Origin of the sequence: Leminorella grimontii ATCC 33999 = DSM 5078 (genome assembly GCF_000439085.1) — a bacterium.
GTDB classification, from domain to species: domain Bacteria; phylum Pseudomonadota; class Gammaproteobacteria; order Enterobacterales; family Enterobacteriaceae; genus Leminorella; species Leminorella grimontii.
In genome coordinates, this window is sequence record NZ_AUUA01000015.1 from 1 (window position 1) to 19,882 (window position 19,882).

The 19,882-nt window shown below is 54.1% G+C and carries 14 protein-coding genes; 11 read left to right on the top strand and 3 right to left on the bottom strand.

Features of this window, described 5'->3' with window-relative positions; translation table 11 throughout:
- The 9 genes from G544_RS20720 to rpoC form a co-directional block, all read left to right on the top strand.
- A partial coding sequence (locus tag G544_RS20720; protein ID WP_036024235.1) for an EF-Tu C-terminal domain-related protein occupies positions 1 to 195 on the top strand: 195 nt, incomplete at its 5' end.
- A gap of 258 nt (positions 196 to 453) precedes the next feature.
- On the top strand, positions 454 to 837 hold the full coding sequence (secE, locus tag G544_RS0114860; RefSeq protein WP_027275335.1) for a preprotein translocase subunit SecE: 384 nt from the start codon (positions 454 to 456) through the stop codon (positions 835 to 837).
- Between the two features lies 1 nt (position 838).
- Positions 839 to 1,384 carry a transcription termination/antitermination protein NusG gene (gene nusG / locus G544_RS0114865; protein WP_027275336.1) on the top strand — a complete coding sequence of 182 codons (546 nt, stop codon included), beginning with the start codon at positions 839 to 841 and terminating at the stop codon, positions 1,382 to 1,384.
- Between the two features lie 158 nt (positions 1,385 to 1,542).
- Positions 1,543 to 1,971 carry a 50S ribosomal protein L11 gene (gene rplK, locus G544_RS0114870; RefSeq protein ID WP_027275337.1) on the top strand — a complete coding sequence of 143 codons (429 nt, stop codon included), beginning with the start codon at positions 1,543 to 1,545 and terminating at the stop codon, positions 1,969 to 1,971.
- Positions 1,972 to 1,974: 3 nt separating this feature from the next.
- Positions 1,975 to 2,679 carry a 50S ribosomal protein L1 gene (gene rplA / locus G544_RS0114875; RefSeq protein ID WP_027275338.1) on the top strand — a complete coding sequence of 235 codons (705 nt, stop codon included), beginning with the start codon at positions 1,975 to 1,977 and terminating at the stop codon, positions 2,677 to 2,679.
- Between the two features lie 315 nt (positions 2,680 to 2,994).
- Positions 2,995 to 3,492: a 50S ribosomal protein L10 gene (rplJ, locus tag G544_RS0114880; protein WP_027275339.1), complete on the top strand. Its 498-nt coding sequence runs from the start codon at positions 2,995 to 2,997 to the stop codon at positions 3,490 to 3,492.
- A 57-nt stretch (positions 3,493 to 3,549) separates the two neighbouring features.
- Entirely contained in the window at positions 3,550 to 3,915 is a 366-nt protein-coding gene (gene rplL / locus G544_RS0114885) for a 50S ribosomal protein L7/L12 (protein ID WP_027275340.1), read from the top strand.
- Positions 3,916 to 4,256: 341 nt separating this feature from the next.
- On the top strand, positions 4,257 to 8,285 hold the full coding sequence (rpoB, locus tag G544_RS0114890; RefSeq protein ID WP_027275341.1) for a DNA-directed RNA polymerase subunit beta: 4,029 nt from the start codon (positions 4,257 to 4,259) through the stop codon (positions 8,283 to 8,285).
- A gap of 134 nt (positions 8,286 to 8,419) precedes the next feature.
- Complete coding sequence (gene rpoC / locus G544_RS0114895; protein WP_027275342.1) at positions 8,420 to 12,643, top strand: DNA-directed RNA polymerase subunit beta'; 4,224 nt, start codon at positions 8,420 to 8,422, stop codon at positions 12,641 to 12,643.
- Positions 12,644 to 12,787: 144 nt separating this feature from the next.
- Here rpoC and G544_RS0114900 read toward each other — a convergent pair whose 3' ends face one another.
- The 3 genes from G544_RS0114900 to acs form a co-directional block, all read right to left on the bottom strand.
- Positions 12,788 to 14,443, bottom strand: a complete 1,656-nt coding sequence (locus tag G544_RS0114900) for a cation acetate symporter (RefSeq protein WP_027275343.1) — start codon at positions 14,441 to 14,443, stop codon at positions 12,788 to 12,790.
- Complete coding sequence (locus G544_RS0114905; protein WP_027275344.1) at positions 14,440 to 14,751, bottom strand: DUF485 domain-containing protein; 312 nt, start codon at positions 14,749 to 14,751, stop codon at positions 14,440 to 14,442. Before G544_RS0114905 ends, G544_RS0114900 begins: the two co-directional genes overlap by 4 nt.
- Positions 14,752 to 14,951: 200 nt before the next feature.
- Positions 14,952 to 16,910: an acetate--CoA ligase gene (gene acs, locus G544_RS0114910; RefSeq protein ID WP_027275345.1), complete on the bottom strand. Its 1,959-nt coding sequence runs from the start codon at positions 16,908 to 16,910 to the stop codon at positions 14,952 to 14,954.
- A gap of 842 nt (positions 16,911 to 17,752) precedes the next feature.
- Between acs and gltP the strand changes: the two genes are divergently transcribed.
- Positions 17,753 to 19,063, top strand: a complete 1,311-nt coding sequence (gltP, locus tag G544_RS0114915; protein WP_027275346.1) for a glutamate/aspartate:proton symporter GltP — start codon at positions 17,753 to 17,755, stop codon at positions 19,061 to 19,063.
- A 201-nt stretch (positions 19,064 to 19,264) separates the two neighbouring features.
- Positions 19,265 to 19,873: a TetR family transcriptional regulator gene (locus tag G544_RS0114920; RefSeq protein ID WP_027275347.1), complete on the top strand. Its 609-nt coding sequence runs from the start codon at positions 19,265 to 19,267 to the stop codon at positions 19,871 to 19,873.
- The last annotated feature ends 9 nt before the right edge of the window (positions 19,874 to 19,882 follow it).

Consider the following 19,882-nt stretch of genomic DNA (forward strand, 5'->3'; position numbering starts at 1 on the left):
TTCTACTTCCGTACGACTGACGTGACAGGCACCATCGAACTGCCGGAAGGCGTAGAGATGGTAATGCCAGGCGACAACATTCAGATGACCGTAAGTCTGATTGCGCCGATCGCAATGGACGAAGGTCTGCGCTTCGCAATCCGCGAAGGCGGCCGTACCGTTGGTGCGGGCGTTGTCGCCAAGATCGTCAAATAAGATTGACGTAACGGGCTTTAAAAGGGCATCATTTGATGCCCTTTTTCAACGTTGCAAAAAAAAGAACCTATCTCATCAGGTTTTTTGACCGAAATTCTTATTAGAAACGGGTCTGAGAATCAGGGTGAGATAGGCTCATATCTTACGGCATAGCTGTGATATAGCTACGATTAGATGCCGAAGATAAGGGCGTTCGGCTTGGTTGCTCTGCTATAATGCGGGGTAAAGTTTATTTAAGTCATAATGACAGGTTGGTTTATGAGTGCGAATACCGAAGCTCAAGGAAGCGGTGGAAAACTGGATACCGTTAAGTGGATTATCGTCGCCGTGCTGGTGCTTGCTGCGATCGTCGGTAACTTTTTGTATCGGGAATACAGCGTTCTTCTGCGCGCAACGGCCGTCGTTGTCGTTATTGGGATAGCCTTCGTCATTGCGATGCTTACGGCAAAAGGCAAGGCGACGCTCGAGTTTGCTCGCGCCGCGCGCATTGAGATGCGCAAGGTGATCTGGCCCACGCGTCAGGAAGCCCTGCACACGACGCTTATCGTTGCCGCCGTAACCGTCGTTATGTCTCTGATCCTGTGGGGGCTGGATGGTATTCTGGTCCGTTTGGTCTCATTTATCACTGGCCTGAGGTTCTAAAATGTCTGAAGCCCCTAAGAAGCGTTGGTACGTGGTTCAAGCATTTTCCGGTTTTGAAGGCCGCGTCGCCCAGTCCCTGCGTGAGCACATCAAGCTGCACGAAATGGAAGATCAGTTTGGCGAAGTAATGGTGCCGACTGAAGAAGTTGTAGAGATTCGCGGCGGCCAGCGCCGTAAGAGCGAGCGCAAGTTCTTCCCTGGCTACGTGCTGGTGCAGATGGCGATGAACGACGCGACCTGGCACTTGGTGCGCAGCATTCCTCGCGTGATGGGCTTTATCGGCGGCACGTCTGACCGACCCGCGCCTATCAGCGACAAAGAAGTCGACGCTATTATGAACCGCCTGCAGCAGGTTGGCGACAAGCCGAGGCCGAAGACGCTGTTTGAACCGGGTGAAATGGTTCGCGTTAACGACGGTCCGTTTGCTGACTTTAACGGCGTGGTGGAAGAAGTTGACTACGAGAAGAGCCGCCTGAAAGTATCCGTTTCTATTTTTGGTCGTTCAACGCCGGTCGAGTTGGACTTCAGCCAGGTAGAGAAAGGCTAAACCGTCATCGGTTAATTTAAAGTCGACGCGCCAAGCGTTGACCTCTTGAAAGAGGTGCGAAGTTATTTTATAATTTCGCGCCTTTTATTTTTTTGTTTTTTATAAACTGAATCGGGGAGCCTCTACGAGGCGCTATAACCCAAACTGAGGAAATCTCAATGGCTAAGAAAGTCCAAGCCTACGTTAAGCTGCAAGTTGCAGCCGGTATGGCTAACCCAAGTCCGCCGGTTGGCCCCGCTCTGGGTCAACAGGGCGTTAACATCATGGAATTCTGTAAGGCATTCAACGCTAAAACTGACAGCATTGAAAAAGGCCTGCCGATCCCTGTTGTTATCACCGTTTACGCTGACCGTTCTTTCACCTTCGTAACCAAGACTCCTCCTGCAGCCGTTCTGCTGAAGAAAGCTGCTGGCATCAAGTCTGGTTCTGGTGTACCGAACAAGACCAAAGTGGGCACTGTAACCGCGGCTCAGGTTCGCGAAATTGCTCAGACTAAAGCAGCGGATATGACGGGTGCTGACATCGACGCCATGGTGCGTTCGATCGAAGGTACTGCGCGTTCCATGGGCCTGGTAGTGGAGGGTTAATCGATGGCTAAGCTAACCAAGCGCATGCGCGTTATTCGTGAAAAAGTTGATGCAACTAAGCAGTATCCGATTACTGAAGCCGTTGCGCTGCTAAAAGAACTGGCTACCGCCAAGTTCGTTGAGAGCGTCGACGTAGCCGTTAACCTCGGCATCGATGCTCGTAAATCAGATCAAAACGTACGTGGTGCTACCGTACTGCCGCACGGCACCGGTCGTTCCGTTCGCGTTGCCGTATTTACTCAGGGCGCTAACGCTGAAGCAGCTAAGGCTGCCGGCGCTGAACTGGTAGGTATGGAAGATCTGGCCGATCAGATCAAGAAAGGCGAAATGAACTTTGACGTTGTTATCGCCTCTCCGGACGCAATGCGCGTTGTTGGCCAACTGGGTCAGGTTTTAGGTCCTCGCGGCCTGATGCCGAACCCGAAAGTCGGCACCGTAACTCCGAACGTTGCTGAAGCGGTTAAAAACGCTAAGGCCGGTCAGGTTCGTTACCGCAACGACAAGAACGGCATCATCCATACCACTATCGGTAAGGTTGACTTTGACGCCGTTCAACTGCAAGAGAACTTAGAGTCTCTGCTGTCCGCGCTGAAGAAGGCTAAGCCTTCTACCGCTAAAGGCATCTTCGTTAAGAAGATCAGCCTGTCCACTACTATGGGCGCGGGCGTGGCTATCGATCAGGGCAGCCTGAGCGCAGCAGCGAACTAATTCACTGCTTTACTACGGGGCTGGATTCGTCTAGAATTTAGCCCCTTAGATTTTCCGGTTGGAGCCTGGCCTTATCCAGGCCTCCGTCCAAGACCGCAGGCGTATGGCGACATACTTAATTACGCGTTCTTTTTTAAAAAGAACAACGGCCTGCGTAGACGGTGAGAGAGCCTAAAAATGTCTTTTAAAGAAATTTTTGCTGGATTCTACTCACCGTGTTTCAACGCCCGCTTCCTAAACGCCTTTGGGAACTAAGGTTCGGGTGAAAAGTGAGTTCCGGGAATTTTCCCGGCTTAATCCAGGAGCAAAAAGCCAATGGCATTAAATCTTCAAGACAAACAAGCGATTGTTGCTGAAGTGAGTGAAGTAGCCAAGGGCGCGCTGTCTGCCGTCGTTGCGGATTCCCGTGGCGTTACCGTAGACAAAATGACCGAACTGCGTAAAGCAGGCCGTGAAGCTGGCGTTTACATGCGCGTTGTTCGCAACACGCTGATGCGTCGCGTCGTTGAGGGTACTCAGTTCGAGTGCCTGAAAGACACGTTCGTCGGTCCAACCTTAATTGCATTTTCTCATGAGCATCCGGGCGCTGGCGCTCGTCTGTTCAAAGCGTTCGCTAAGGACAATGCAAAGTTTGAGGTTAAAGGCGCAGCCTTTGAAGGCGAGTTTATCCCAGCGGCCCAAATCGACCGCCTGGCAACTCTGCCAACTTACGAAGAAGCTATCGCGCGCCTGATGTCGGCCATGAAAGAAGCCTCTGCAGGCAAACTGGTCCGTACTCTTGCGGCACTGCGCGACAGCAAGCAAGCGGCTTAATCGCCACGTTGTATTTGCTAACGTATAAACTACTTTCTACATTCAGGAATAATGATTATGTCTATCACTAAAGAGCAAATTCTGGACGCAGTTGCAGAAATGTCCGTAATGGACGTTGTTGAACTGATCTCCATGATGGAAGAAAAATTCGGCGTTTCTGCTGCCGCTGCCGTAGCTGTTGCTGCTGGCCCGGCCGTTGAAGTTGAAGAAAAGACTGAATTCGACGTCATTCTGACCAGCGCTGGCGCTAACAAAGTAGCTGCTATCAAAGCAGTTCGTGGCGCGACCGGTCTGGGTCTGAAAGAAGCGAAGGATCTGGTTGAAGCAGCTCCTGCAGCCGTTAAAGAAGGCATCAGCAAAGATGAAGCTGAAGCTCTTAAGAAGTCTCTGGAAGAAGCAGGCGCGACCGTTGAGGTCAAGTAAGACTTTTTTCCAGTTTGCAGCCTGACTTAAAAGGCTGATGGCTGGTGACTTTTTGGTCACCAGCCTTTTTGCGCTATAGGGTGTCAGTGGGATTTCACACTGTTTGTCCACTGAACAACCCCAATATTTCTTTCTATTGACGACTTAATATACTGCGTCCCCTGCTTTGAGCTAACGGCCTAAGTACAAGCGCAATGAAATGATTTAAGAGTAATAGAAATGAGTATTGCGGAGGTTTTCTCCGCCTCCGATCGAAGTAAATAGTGTTCGTATGAAGATGAAGAGCTGCCCCTGTTCGGGCGGGCGGCATGGGTCGACTTGTCAGCGAGCTGAGGAACCCTATGGTTTACTCCTATACCGAGAAAAAACGTATTCGTAAGGATTTTGGCAAACGTCCGCAGGTTTTGGACGTTCCATACCTTCTTTCAATCCAGCTTGACTCGTTCCAGAAGTTTATCGAGCAAGATTCGGAAGGCCAACACGGCCTGGAAGCAGCATTCCGCTCCGTGTTCCCTATCCAAAGCTACAGCGGCAGCTCTGAGCTGCAGTATGTCAGCTATCGCCTCGGTGAACCTGTATTCGACGTCAAAGAGTGTCAAATCCGCGGTGTCACCTTCTCTGCGCCTCTGCGCGTGAAGCTGCGTCTGGTCATTTACGATCGTGACGCGCCGGCGGGTACCGTAAAAGACATCAAAGAGCAAGAAGTCTACATGGGCGAAATTCCGCTCATGACCGATAACGGAACGTTCGTGATTAACGGCACTGAGCGCGTTATCGTTTCCCAGCTGCACAGAAGCCCGGGCGTGTTCTTTGACAGCGATAAGGGCAAGACCCACTCATCGGGCAAGGTGCTTTATAACGCACGCATCATTCCTTATCGCGGTTCCTGGTTGGACTTTGAGTTCGACCCGAAAGACAACCTGTTTGTCCGTATTGACCGTCGCCGCAAGCTGCCAGCGACGATCATTCTGCGCGCCTTGAACTTTACCTCAGAAGAAATTCTGGGCCTGTTCTTCGACAAAGTCGTCTTTGAAATTCGCGACAACAAGCTGCAGATGGAGCTCGTTCCTGAGCGCCTGCGCGGTGAAACGGCTTCTTTTGATATCGAAGCCAACGGCAAGGTCTATGTAGAAAAAGGCCGCCGTATTACCGCTCGCCATATCCGCATGCTGGAAAAGGACGGCATCGACAAGATCGAAGTGCCGACCGAGTACATCATCAGCAAGGTGGCCGCGAAAGACTATATCGATGAAGCCACCGGCGAAATCATTTGCCCAGCCAACATGGAGCTGACGCTGGATCTTCTGGCCAAGCTGAGCATGGCGGGCCACAAGCGCATCGAGACGCTGTTTACCAACGATCTCGACCACGGCGCCTATATGTCTGAAACGCTGCGCGTGGATACCACGACCGACCGCCTGAGCGCGCTGGTCGAAATCTATCGCATGATGCGCCCAGGCGAACCGCCGACGCGCGAAGCGGCTGAAAACCTGTTTGAGAACCTGTTCTTCTCGGAAGACCGCTATGACCTTTCTGCGGTAGGCCGCATGAAGTTCAACCGCTCTCTGGGCCGCGACGAGATCGAAGGTTCCGGCATTCTGAGCAAAGAAGACATTATCGACGTCATGAAAAAGCTCATCGGTATCCGTAACGGTATCGGTGAAGTGGATGACATCGACCACCTGGGCAACCGCCGCATCCGTTCCGTCGGCGAAATGGCCGAGAACCAGTTCCGCGTAGGCCTGGTTCGCGTTGAGCGCGCGGTGAAAGAGCGCCTGTCTTTAGGCGATCTGGATACCCTGATGCCTCAGGACATGATCAACGCCAAGCCGATTTCGGCGGCGGTGAAAGAGTTCTTCGGCTCAAGCCAGCTGTCCCAGTTTATGGACCAAAACAACCCGCTGTCAGAGATTACGCACAAGCGTCGTATCTCTGCCCTCGGCCCAGGCGGCCTGACGCGCGAACGCGCGGGCTTTGAAGTTCGAGACGTTCACCCGACCCACTACGGCCGCGTGTGTCCTATCGAAACGCCTGAAGGTCCGAACATCGGTCTGATTAACTCTCTGTCCGTGTACGCACAGACCAACGAGTACGGCTTCCTCGAGACGCCTTACCGTAAGGTGACTGACGGCGTTGTGACCGACGAAATTCATTACCTGTCTGCCATTGAAGAAGGCAACTTCGTTATCGCTCAGGCGAACTCCAACCTGGATGACGAAGGCCACTTCATTGAAGACCTGGTTACCTGCCGTAACAAGGGCGAATCCAGCCTGTTCAGCCGCGATCAGGTTGACTATATGGACGTTTCGACCCAGCAGGTAGTTTCCGTCGGCGCCTCGCTGATTCCGTTCCTTGAGCACGACGATGCTAACCGCGCCCTGATGGGTGCGAACATGCAACGTCAGGCGGTTCCGACCCTGCGCGCCGACAAGCCGCTGGTAGGTACCGGTATGGAGCGCGCCGTTGCCGTTGACTCGGGCGTTACTTCTGTCGCAACGCGCGGCGGTACCGTTCAGTACGTCGACGCATCTCGTATCGTTATCAAAGTTAACGAAGACGAAATGATGCCGGGCGAAGCGGGCATTGATATTTATAACCTGACCAAGTACACCCGTTCCAACCAGAACACCTGTATCAACCAGATGCCGTGCGTGGCGCTGGACGAGAAGGTTGAGCGCGGCGACGTGCTGGCCGACGGCCCGTCTACCGACCTCGGTGAACTGGCTCTGGGTCAGAACATGCGCGTAGCGTTCATGCCCTGGAACGGCTACAACTTCGAAGACTCCATTTTGGTGTCCGAACGCGTGGTTCAGGAAGACAGATTTACCACCATCCACATTCAGGAACTCTCCTGCGTGTCTCGCGACACCAAGCTGGGGCCTGAAGAGATCACCGCTGACATCCCGAACGTCGGTGAAGCAGCGCTCTCCAAGCTGGATGAATCCGGTATCGTTTACATCGGTGCGGAAGTGACCGGCGGCGACATTCTGGTCGGTAAGGTAACGCCGAAAGGTGAAACCCAGCTGACGCCGGAAGAGAAGCTGCTGCGTGCAATCTTCGGTGAAAAGGCGTCTGACGTTAAGGACTCCTCGCTGCGCGTACCGAACGGCGTATCCGGCACCATTATCGACGTGCAGGTATTTACCCGCGACGGCGTAGAGAAGGACAAGCGTGCGCTTGAAATCGAAGACATGCAGCTTAAGCAGGTAAGAAAAGACCTGACGGAAGAGCTGAAGATCCTCGAAGCTGGCCTGTTTGCCCGTATCCACGACGTGCTGGTCGCCGGCGGTATCGAAGAAGAGAAGCTTTCCAAGCTAACCCACGACAAGTGGCTGGAAATCGGCTTAAGCGACGAAGAGAAGCAAAACCAGCTGGAGCAGCTGGCCGAGCAGTACGACGAGCTGAAGTCCGAGTTTGAGAAGAAGCTGGAAGGCAAGCGCCGCAAGATCACCCAGGGCGACGACCTCGCACCGGGCGTGCTGAAGATCGTCAAGGTCTATCTGGCCGTTAAGCGTCAGATTCAGCCGGGCGATAAGATGGCAGGCCGTCACGGTAACAAGGGCGTTATCTCTAAGATCAACCCGATCGAAGATATGCCTTACGACGAGAACGGCACGCCGGTCGACATCGTACTGAACCCGCTGGGCGTACCGTCTCGTATGAACATCGGTCAGATCCTGGAAACTCACCTGGGTATGGCTGCAAAAGGCATCGGCGACAAGATCAACGCCATGCTCAAGCAGCAGCAGGAAGTGGCCAAGCTGCGCGAGTTCATCCAGAAGGCATACGATCTGGGCGATACTACCCGTCAGACCGTAGACCTCAACACCTTCAGCGATGAAGAAGTGCTGACGCTGGCTGAAAACCTGCGTAAGGGTATGCCGATAGCGACTCCGGTGTTTGACGGCGCCAAAGAGAAAGAAATTAAAGAGCTGCTGACGCTGGGCGGCTTGCCGACCTCAGGTCAGATCACGCTGTTTGATGGACGTACCGGTGAGAAGTTTGAGCGTCCGGTTACCGTTGGCTACATGTACATGCTGAAGCTTAACCACCTGGTTGATGACAAGATGCATGCACGCTCTACCAGTTCTTATAGCCTGGTTACTCAGCAGCCGCTGGGTGGTAAGGCGCAGTTCGGTGGACAGCGCTTCGGTGAGATGGAAGTGTGGGCGCTGGAAGCCTATGGCGCAGCGTACACGCTTCAGGAGATGCTGACCGTCAAGTCCGACGATGTCAACGGCCGTACCAAGATGTACAAAAACATCGTGGATGGCAACCATCAGATGGAGCCGGGCATGCCCGAGTCTTTCAACGTATTGCTGAAAGAAATCCGTTCGCTGGGTATCAACATCGAGTTGGAAGAGGAATAAGTTCCTCATACCGTAAGCCCCGGTTCGCCGGGGATGGTTGCAGGTACAGGGGCGCTTAACCCCTTAAACGATAGTTTCATAGTTTAAGACAGGCTTAAGCGCCCAACAGGTTTAACTCCGACAGGAGCCGATCCGTGAAAGACTTACTGAAGTTTCTGAAAGCGCAAACCAAGACCGAAGAGTTTGACGCCATCAAAATCGCGCTGGCTTCGCCAGACATGATCCGTTCTTGGTCTTTCGGCGAAGTGAAAAAGCCGGAAACCATTAACTACCGTACGTTCAAGCCTGAGCGTGACGGTTTGTTCTGCGCCCGTATTTTCGGGCCAGTAAAAGACTATGAATGCCTGTGCGGTAAGTACAAGCGTTTAAAACATCGCGGCGTTATCTGTGAGAAGTGCGGCGTTGAAGTGACCCAAACTAAAGTGCGCCGTGAGCGCATGGGCCACATCGAGCTGGCGTCTCCGACCGCCCACATTTGGTTCCTCAAGTCGCTGCCGTCTCGTATCGGCCTGCTGCTTGATATGCCTCTGCGCGACATCGAACGCGTGCTGTACTTCGAATCTTACGTTGTGGTCGAAGGCGGCATGACCAACCTGGAAAAGCGCCAGATCCTGACCGAAGAGCAGTATCTGGACGCGCTGGAAGAGTTCGGTGACGAATTCGACGCCAAGATGGGCGCCGAAGCTATTCAGGCTCTGCTCAAGAACATGGATCTGGAGCAAGAGTGCGAACAGCTGCGCGAAGAGCTGAACGAAACCAATTCAGAGACCAAGCGTAAGAAGCTGACCAAGCGCATCAAGCTGCTGGAAGCGTTCATTCAGTCCGGCAACAAGCCTGAGTGGATGATCCTGACCGTGCTGCCGGTGCTTCCGCCGGACCTGCGTCCGCTGGTTCCGCTGGACGGCGGCCGCTTTGCGACTTCTGACTTAAACGATCTGTATCGTCGCGTCATTAACCGTAACAACCGCCTGAAGCGCCTGCTGGATCTGGCCGCGCCGGACATCATCGTGCGCAACGAAAAGCGCATGCTGCAAGAAGCGGTCGACGCCCTGCTGGACAACGGCCGTCGCGGTCGTGCGATCACCGGCTCTAACAAGCGTCCGCTGAAGTCTCTGGCCGACATGATCAAAGGTAAGCAGGGTCGTTTCCGTCAGAACCTGCTCGGTAAGCGCGTTGACTACTCCGGTCGTTCTGTAATCACCGTAGGTCCATACCTGCGTCTGCACCAGTGCGGTCTGCCGAAGAAAATGGCGCTGGAGCTGTTCAAACCGTTCATCTACGGCAAGCTTGAGCTGCGTGGCCTCGCCACCACCATCAAAGCCGCCAAGAAGATGGTTGAGCGCGAAGAAGCCGTCGTTTGGGACATCCTGGACGAAGTTATCCGCGAACACCCAGTACTGTTGAACCGTGCGCCAACCCTGCACCGTTTGGGTATCCAGGCGTTTGAACCGGTTCTTATCGAAGGTAAAGCCATCCAGCTACACCCGCTGGTTTGTGCGGCGTACAACGCCGACTTCGACGGTGACCAAATGGCCGTTCACGTACCGCTGACGCTGGAAGCACAGCTGGAAGCGCGTGCGCTGATGATGTCTACCAACAACATTCTGTCTCCGGCGAACGGCGAGCCTATCATCGTTCCTTCTCAGGACGTTGTTCTGGGTCTGTACTACATGACCCGCGACAAGGTTAACGCCAAAGGCGAAGGCATGGTGCTGAACGGGCCGAAAGAAGCCGAACGCGTTTATCGCGCCGGCCACGCCGAGCTGCACGCTCGCGTTAAGGTTCGCATCACTGAATACGTGAAAAACGCCGAAGGCGTAATGACGGAAAAAACCGGCCTGGTGGATACCACCGTTGGTCGCGCCATCTTCTGGATGATCGTGCCGAAGGGGCTGCCTTATTCCATCATTAACCAGGCGCTGGGCAAGAAAGCCATTTCCAAGATGATTAACACCTGTTATCGCATCCTGGGGCTGAAGCCGACCGTTATTTTCGCTGACCAGACGATGTACACCGGCTTTGCCTACGCGGCGCGTTCAGGCGCCTCCGTTGGTATCGACGACATGGTGATCCCGGCTAAGAAAGCGGAAATCATCAACGAAGCCGAAACCGAAGTTGCGGAAATTCAGGAGCAGTTCCAGTCCGGTCTGGTGACCGCGGGCGAACGCTACAACAAAGTTATCGACATCTGGGCTGCCGCCAACGAGCGCGTAGCCAAGGCGATGATGGAAAACCTCTCTTCCGAAACGGTGATTAACCGCGACGGCGAAGAAGAGAAGCAGGTTTCCTTTAACAGCATCTTTATGATGGCTGACTCCGGTGCTCGTGGTTCTGCCGCTCAGATCCGTCAGCTGGCCGGTATGCGTGGCCTGATGGCGAAGCCGGACGGCTCCATCATCGAAACGCCGATCACCGCAAACTTCCGTGAAGGTCTGAACGTACTCCAGTACTTCATTTCAACTCACGGTGCGCGTAAAGGTCTGGCGGATACCGCGTTGAAAACCGCGAACTCCGGTTATCTGACTCGCCGTCTGGTTGACGTGGCTCAGGATCTGGTGGTTATCGAAGACGACTGCGGCACCTATGACGGCATCATCATGACGCCGGTTATCGAGGGCGGCGACGTTAAAGAGCCGCTGCGTGAGCGCGTACTGGGCCGCGTTACGGCCGAGGACGTGCTGAAGCCTGGCACTGCCGACATTCTGGTTCCGCGCAATACGCTGCTCAACGAGAAGTGGTGTGACCTGCTGGAAGAGCACTCTGTCGACATCATTAAGGTGCGTTCTGTCGTTACTTGTGACACCGATTTCGGCGTGTGCGCCAACTGCTATGGTCGTGACCTGGCGCGTGGCCACATCATCAACAAGGGTGAGGCCATCGGCGTTATCGCGGCACAGTCCATCGGTGAACCGGGTACCCAGTTAACCATGCGTACGTTCCACATCGGTGGTGCGGCATCGCGTGCTGCGGCTGAATCCAGCATTCAGGTGAAGAACTCAGGTAGCCTGAAGCTGAAGAACGCCAAGTTCGTGGTTAACGCAGCCAACAAGCTGGTTATCACCTCTCGTAACACCGAGCTGACGCTTATTGACGAGTTCGGCCGCACCAAGGAAAGCTATAAAGTGCCTTACGGCGCAACGCTTGCCAAGGGCGACGGCGCAAACGTCACCGGCGGTGAAATGGTCGCCAACTGGGATCCGCACACCATGCCGGTTGTGGCTGAAGTCAGCGGCTTCATTCGCTTCACCGATATGGTTGACGGCCAGACCATCACCCGTCAAACCGACGAATTGACCGGCCTGTCCTCTATCGTTGTTCTGGAAGGCGCCGAGCGTACCGGCAGCACCAAGGACCTGCGTCCGGCGCTGAAGGTTGTCGACGCTAAGGGCGATGACGTGCTGATCCCTGGTACCGACATGCCGGCTCAGTACTTCCTGCCGGGTAAAGCGATTATCCAGCTGGAAGACGGCGTTGAAATCAACCCGGGCGACACGCTGGCGCGTATTCCGCAGGAATCCGGCGGTACTCGCGATATTACCGGTGGTCTGCCGCGCGTTGCCGACCTGTTCGAAGCGCGTCGTCCGAAAGAACCCGCAATCCTGGCTGAAGTCAGCGGCGTGGTTTCCTTCGGTAAAGAGACCAAGGGCAAGCGTCGTCTGGTGATCACGCCGATGGACGGCAGCGAGCCGTACGAAGAGATGATTCCGAAGTGGCGTCAGCTTAACGTATTCGAAGGCGAACTGGTCGAACGCGGCGACGTGATTTCCGACGGTCCGGAAGCGCCGCACGATATCCTGCGCCTGCGCGGCGTTCACGAAGTGACTCGTTACATCGTGAATGAAGTGCAGGAAGTTTATCGCTTACAGGGCGTTAAGATTAACGATAAGCACATTGAAGTTATCGTTCGTCAGATGCTGCGTAAGGGCACCATCATGCATGCAGGCAACACCGAGTTCCTGGAAGGCGAGCAGGTGGAATACTCCCGCATCAAGATCGCCAACCGCGCTCTGGAAGCCGAAGGCAAGCTGGGCGCAACGTTTGCTCGCGATCTGCTGGGTATCACCAAGGCCTCTCTGGCGACCGAGTCCTTCATCTCTGCGGCATCGTTCCAGGAAACGACCCGCGTGCTGACGGAAGCCGCCGTTGCCGGCAAGCGCGATGAACTTCGTGGCCTGAAAGAGAACGTCATCGTTGGTCGTCTGATCCCGGCGGGTACTGGCTATGCCTACCACCAGGACAGAGTCCGCCGCCGTCATGCGGAAGACGTGACCTCTGCGCCGCAGGTGAGCGCGGAAGAAGCGTCGGCTAACCTGGCTGAGCTTCTGAACGCAGGCTTGGGCAACAGCGACGACGAATAATCGACGCAGGCCTTTAGGCTAACGCTGTGACAGACAAACGCCGATCGAGGCTATCGATCGGCGTTTTTTTTATTTGTTATCGTGGATAAAAAAGCGCCGTCCGTGAAGGGCGACGCTTTTTGTCATTTAGCCTTGAAGGTCGAATTAGTGTGAAACGCTCCCTGATGCACCGTAGCCGGTCTGTGAGCGGATGAACTGCGGGTCGAACAGCAGCCTTTCCTGGACGGCGTTTTCCGACGTGTCAGTAATCGAGAAGAACCAGGTGCTGACGAACGCAATCAGCATTGAGAACAGCGCCGGGTACTCATAGGGATAGATAGGCTTCGCGTGTCCGAGGATCTGCACCCAGATAGTCGGCCCTAGGATCATCATAGTGACGGCGCTCACAAGCCCCAACCAGCCGCCGACCATTGCCCCCCGCGTCGTCAGCTTTTTCCAGTACATGGAAAGAATGATGATGGGGAAGTTACAGCTGGCGGCGATGGAGAAGGCGAGTCCGACCATAAAGGCGATGTTTTGCTTTTCAAACAAAATGCCCAGCCCAATGGCGACGAAGCCGAGCACCACGGTGGTGATTTTAGAGACCTTAAGTTCGTCTCGCTCGGTGGCGCTACCCTGCTTAATCACGTTAGCGTACAGGTCGTGAGATACCGCCGACGCTCCTGCCAGCGTTAATCCCGCGACGACAGCCAGTATGGTGGCGAAGGCGACCGCAGAGATAAACCCTAAGAAGAAGCTGCCGCCGACGGCGTTAGCCAGGTGAACTGCCGCCATGTTGGTGCCGCCGATAAGCGCTCCGGCGGCGTCTTTGAAGGCCGGGTTGCCGCCGACTAAGAAAATCGCTCCAAAGCCGATGATAAAGGTCAATATGTAGAAATAGCCGATAAACCCGGTGGCGTAGAACACGCTTTTACGCGCTTCCTTCGCATCGCTGACGGTAAAAAAGCGCATGATGATGTGCGGCAGGCCTGCGGTGCCAAACATCAGCGCCAGCCCGAGCGACAGCGCCGAGATGGGATCGGAAACCAGCCCGCCGGGGCTCATGATGGCGCCGCCTTTCGGACTCACCTTAATCGCCTGCACGAACAGCTCGTTAAAGTTGAAGTTGACCGACTTCATCACCATGATGGCCATAAAGCTTGCGCCCGACAGCAAAAGCACCGCTTTGATAATCTGTACCCAAGTGGTGGCCAGCATGCCGCCGAACAGGACGTACATCACCATCAGGATGCCGACCAGAATGACCGCCACGTGGTAGTTAAGGCCGAACAGCAGTTGAATAAGCTTCCCTGCGCCAACCATCTGCGCTATCAGATACAGCGCTACCACCACCAGTGAACCGCAGGCGGAGAGGGTACGGATCTCTTTTTGCTTCAGGCGATAAGAGGCGACGTCTGCAAAAGTGTAGCGCCCAAGGTTTCTTAATCGCTCGGCGATGAGAAACAGGATAATGGGCCAACCGATGAGAAAGCCGATGGAGTAAATAAGGCCGTCGTAGCCTGAAGTGTATACCAGCGCGGAAATGCCTAAAAACGACGCGGCGGACATAAAGTCGCCCGCGATCGCCAGGCCATTTTGCAGGCCGGTGATCTTACCCCCGGCGGTGTAATAGTCGGAGCGAGAGCGGGTTCGCTTTGAAGCCCAGTAGGTAATGTAGAGCGTCAGGCCGACGAACAGCACGAACATCACGATGGCTTCTACGTTCAGCGGCTGACGTTTGACTTCGCCGTTAACGGCTTCGGCCAGCGCTAAAGGGGCGTTTGAGAGCGCAAGCAGCGCAAGGAGCAGGCGGCTTTTCATTGGTGGGCCTCGTTCAATATCTGGGCGTTAAGCTCATCGAACTCACGGTTAGCGCGATAAGTGTAAATGCCGGTTAAGACAAAAGAAGCAACGATCAGGCCCATACCGATAGGAATGCCCCGCGTGATGCTGGAACCTTCGGTTAACGGGGTGCCGAGCCACTGGGGCTCGAAGGCGATGAGTAGGATAAAGCCGACGTAGAGCGCCAGCGTAATGGCCGACAGCGTCCAGGCAAAGTTGTCGCGTCGGCGCACCAGTTCTTTAAAGCGAGGGTTACTTTCAATCCGTTGATAGATCTGTTCGTTCATAGGAGTATCTCCTGTGAGATAGACTCGCCATACTTCAAGCCGCAGACGCGTTGACGGCAAACGTTACTCGACCTATCCGTGGGACTTGCCCCTTTTTCAGGGGCAGCGTCTGGCGCCGTTCAAACGCCGACGGCGTTTGTTCTACAGCTCGAATTATTTAGAGTTAAACGGTTGAATATCGCCGCGCGAGGCGGCGAAGACTATGATGCCGCTTTCATTGCCGCTTTTTCCTGTAGCAGCTTTTCTACGACGCCGGGATCGGCAAGCGTAGAAGTGTCGCCCAAATTGCTGGTGTCTCCGTCGGCGATTTTCCTGAGTATTCGACGCATGATCTTCCCTGAACGCGTTTTAGGCAGGGTCTGCGTCCAGTGCAGAATGTCTGGTGTAGCAATAGGACCAATTTCTTTACGCACCCATTTGATGACTTCGTCATAAAGCTCATCGCTGGGCTGTTCGCCGTGGTTTAGCGTGATGTAGGCGTAGATAGCCTGTCCTTTGATGTAGTGAGCTATGCCCACCACCGCCGCTTCGGCGATTTTAGGATGGGAGACCAGCGCCGATTCGATTTCAGCGGTGCCTAGCCGGTGGCCGGAGACGTTTAATACGTCGTCGACGCGCCCGGTGATCCAGTAGTCGCCGTCTTCATCACGCCTGGCGCCGTCGCCGCTGAAGTAATAGTTTTTGAATGACGAAAAGTAGGTTTGCTCAAAACGTTCATGGTCGCCAAACAGCGTCCGCGCCTGCCCCGGCCAGGAATCGGTTATCACCAGGTTGCCCTCGCAGGCGCCGTTCAGTATTTTCCCGTCGTTGTCTACCAGCGCCGGCTTAACGCCGAAGAACGGCTTGGTGGCCGAGCCCGCCTTCAGCTCGGTGACGCCGGGCATCGGCGTAAGCATGAATCCGCCGGTCTCCGTTTGCCACCAGGTGTCGACGATCGGACATCTACCGTCGCCGATAGTGTAGTAGTACCACTCCCAGGCTTCGGGGTTAATTGGTTCGCCGACGGAGCCCATAATACGCAGGGAGTCGCGGCGGGTGCCCTCAATGGCAAGGTCACCCTGAGCCATCAGAGAGCGAATGGCGGTCGGTGCGGTGTAGAGAATGTTGACCCGGTGCTTGTCGACGATTTGCGACATGCGGTTAGGGCCAGGCGACGTCAGCAGCCCTTCAAACAGCAGGGTGGTCGCTCCGTTGCACAGCGGGCCATAGAGCGCATAGCTGTGGCCGGTTACCCAGCCCATATCGGCGGTACACCAGTAGATCTCGCCGTCGTGGTAGTCGAAGACGTATTTGAACGTCAGGGCTGCGTAAACCAGATAGCCGCCGGTGGTGTGCAGCACGCCTTTGGGCTTCCCCGTAGAGCCGGAGGTGTAGAGAATAAACAGCGGCGTTTCCGCCGGGAGTTCGATCGGCGGGCAGTCGTCCTCTTCCCGCTCAAGCAGCTCGTGCCACCACAGGTCGCGATGTGGATGCCAGGCAATCGCTCCCCTGGTTCTTTGGAATACAATAGTGTGTTCGACGCTTTTTACGCCTGGGTTAGCCAGCGCGTCGTCTACATTCTTTTTCAGCGCAATGGTTTTACCCGCGCGCAGACCCTCGTCGGCAGTGATAACCAGTCTGGCGCTTGAGTCTATGATGCGCCCGGCGATGGCTTCAGGGGAGAAGCCCGCGAAGATAACCGAATGGATAAGCCCCAATCTGGCGCAGGCCAGCATGGCGACGGCGGTTTCCGGCACCATCGGCATATAGATAGCGACAACGTCGCCCTGTTTGAGGCCGAGTGACTTAAGCACGTTGGCGAAGCGGCATACGCGCTGGTGCAGCTGGCGGTAAGTGATAGTTTGAGTTTGTTCACCGCTATCGCTTTCCCATATAATCGCCGTCTGTTCGCCGCGTTCGGCCAGATGCCTGTCCAGACAGTTAGCGGACAGGTTTAGCGTACCGTCTTCAAACCAGCGGATGGAGACGTTTCCCGGCGCGAAGGAGGTATTTTTTACCTTCTGGTAAGGCTTCACCCAGTCAACTATTTTTCCCTGCTGGCGCCAGAACTCATCGGGAGTCTCTACCGACTGCCGATACATCGTCTCATACTGCTGCCTGTTTATCAGCGCATTGTCCGCAATGGATGCAGGAACGGGATGTTTATGAACAGTGCTCATTATTGACCCCTCAAAATTGTTAACATTATGTAATGTAGTTGTTGAGGAAAAATTGCGCACTTTTTATATCTCTTTTTTGAGCGGAGGATCACGCTTCGTCTTAGAGGATAATGGCAAAAGGGTCGATAAGCCGCAGATTATTCGAACTAAAGGACTGGCATCACCAATAATGGTGGACTTTTATGCTGAATCGATATTTTAGGCTTCAACGCGTCCAGCAGGTCAGGGTGAGGCCTAACATTATGAATAAAAAAGCGTTTAGTCTGAATGTATAGAGAATGACCGTGATGTATGCAAATTAGGCAGTCGAAACGTTGAATAGGGAAAAATTTCGCCATATCGTAATTTTTATATCCGGTTTTCGGCCGTTGGGGCAAAAATCTTTATCTAAGATAGAATTTATTAATTAAGGGACATTTTTAGCCCTATTCTACACTTAATAGGTATATCAATATTTTGACAATGAAAATCTTATATTCATTTTAAAAATTAAACAGTTAATCTATATATTCCAACGTAATTTCGCTAAGAAACATAAAAAACATAAACGGCAATTTGATTAAATATTAATCTATTGTTTTTACAGGCAAGATGGCCGATAACCTCCCTATTTAGTAGTGTTTTCATCTGAATTGCATCCATTACGTAAAGAAAAATGTAATTTTGCTTCATAAAATGCTAAAAAGAGCGTCTGCGGTTTTTTATCTGCAGATTTTTATCCATTAAGAAATTAGGAAGAGGAATACATATTCAAAGAGCATGACGCTCGAAAAAGAGAATGCCTGATTGACAGGCGGCGCCCGGTCGTGGGCGTTAAATGAAAGTGAAGGAAATCAAGTCATATGAATGGTTTTAAAATTACCCTAGCCTGGCAGATCCTCATTGCGCTGATTCTTGGAGTTATTGTTGGCTCCGTTATGCATGGATCGGACTCTGTCGACTGGCTGGTCATCAACTTCTTTAAGCCTGCGGGCGATATCTTTATCCGCCTTATTAAAATGATCGTTGTGCCTATCGTGGTCTCCACGCTGGTAGTCGGCATTGCGGGCGTAGGCGACGCGAAAAAGCTTGGCCGCATCGGATTGAAAACCATTATCTACTTTGAAATTATCACCACCGTCGCCATTATTATCGGCCTGACGGCGGCTAATGTTTTTCAACCCGGTCACGGTATTGATATGTCTCAGCTGAGCGCGGTGGACATTTCTCAATATAAAGCGACGACCCAAGAGGTGCAGAGCGGCGCCCATAGCCTGGTGATCACCATCATGTCGCTCATTCCCACCAACATCTTTAAGGCTCTGGCGTCTGGCGAGATGCTGCCTATCATCTTCTTCTCGGTGCTGTTTGGTTTGGGGCTGTCCTCGCTACCCAAGGAGACGCGCGCGCCGCTGCTGAACGTGTTTAAAGCGATGTCTGAGACGATGTTCCGCGTGACGCACATGATCATGCGCTACGCGCCCGTCGGCGTTTTTGCGCTGATCTCCGTGACCGTCGCTACCTTCGGTTTCTCGTCGCTTATACCGCTGCTAAAGCTGGTCGTGCTGGTTTATGCGGCCATCGTGTTCTTTGGGCTAGTGGTGCTCGGCGCCGTTGCGCGCCTCTGCGGCCTGCGCATCTGGACGCTTATCCGCATCCTGAAGGACGAACTGATCCTGGCTTACTCTACCGCCAGCTCCGAAACGGTGCTGCCGCGCATTATCGAAAAAATGGAAGCCTACGGCGCGCCGAAGGCGATTACCGGCTTCGTGGTGCCTACCGGCTATTCGTTTAATCTGGACGGCTCTACGCTTTATCAGAGCATTGCGGCAATCTTTATCGCCCAGCTGTACGGCATTGAGCTGTCGCTAATGCAGGAAATCACGCTGGTGCTGACGCTGATGGTGACCTCCAAGGGCATTGCCGGCGTTCCGGGCGTATCCTTCGTTGTGCTGCTGGCGACGCTGGGCAGCGTGGGTATTCCTCTCGATGGCCTGATGTTCATTGCCGGCGTCGACCGCATCATGGACATGGCCCGTACGGCGCTGAACGTGGTCGGCAACGCGCTGGCGGTGCTGGTTATCGCCAAGTGGGAGCGCCAGTTCGATGAGAAGAAGTCTCGCGAATACGAGCAGGAGATGCTGGGCAAAGGCCGCGTAGAGGCTGAGGCCTGATGGATTAACTTCTAGGTTTTCTGTGACAAAAAATGAAACCCCGCTCTTGCGGGGTTTTTTTATGCCCAACGTTTTTCGGCGTGAGTGATAGTTTAAATCTTAGAAAAAAGCGTTGGATCTTTCATTCATGCGCAAGTAATATGAACATTCGTTCAAATTGAACGATTGATCAACACTGAAGGGGTAGGGGAGAGCGTACCGATGTCCTATATGGCAAAAGACGAACGTCGCGCGGCGATCGTTGAAGCGGCGACCACCGTGGCGCTTCGAGATGGACTCATGAATATCACCACCCGAAAGGTGAGTGCTGAAATGGGCGCCGCAACGGGGATTATTCATCACCACTTTTCGTCGACGGCCGAGCTGAGAAGAGAGGTGTTTCAGCACTTTTGCCAACGGGAACACCGACGCGCCTGCGAACGAATTCAGGGCCTGACGCCCGCAGGGCAGCTCCTTTCGCTGTTGGACTATTCAGGAAGTTCGGCGGACGACCCCGACTCCCGGCTCTGGAACGACGCCTGGACGGAAGCGGTACGCGATAAGGCGTTTGGGCAGGCCTACGCGCAGTCGCTGCAGGCGCTGCATGAAGAGACGGTTCGCATCATCGAAGAAGGATGCCGCAGCGGCGCGTTCTGCCCCGCTCTGAACATCGACGACGTTTCGGCCAGAGCGTGGCGCCTGATGGCCATAGGTTTTGGCGTTATTTCCATGTTTGACATCAGTGCGGACATCCTGCTGCCGGCGACGGCAGCGAGCCTGCTGAAAAACGGCATTATCAATGAGCTTGGCGCCGATCCTGCGTCGTTTTAAGGCTCAAAC